This is a genomic window from Pseudomonas sp. FSL R10-0399 (assembly GCF_009600165.1).
Lineage (GTDB): Bacteria > Pseudomonadota > Gammaproteobacteria > Pseudomonadales > Pseudomonadaceae > Aquipseudomonas > Aquipseudomonas helleri.
Genome location: NZ_WIWK01000356.1, coordinates 1 through 233, shown reverse-complemented (window position 1 = coordinate 233; position 233 = coordinate 1). Strand labels below are relative to the sequence as shown.

1 protein-coding gene is annotated in these 233 nt (G+C 52.8%); it reads left to right on the top strand.

Annotated features, from left to right (window positions below):
- The coding region (locus GHO41_RS29685; protein ID WP_178126643.1) for a transposase at positions 1-233 on the top strand (233 nt) is incomplete at both ends.

Here is a 233-nt window from a genome sequence, read left to right as displayed (position 1 = left end):
ACGACATCCTGGGCCGCAGAGGGCGTAAAAATGACCCGCTCTACAAAAGCCGTCGAACGCTACTGACTCGGATCAGCTACCTGTCTGACGCCAACAAAAAGCAACTGTTCCAGCTGTTTGCAGATGAGCACCACCTCGAAGTGGATTGCACCTGGAGCATGTACCAACGGGTGGTCAGCGCCTACAACGAGCCGGATCGAAAACGTGGTAAAAAACTCATGGAAGAGGTCATA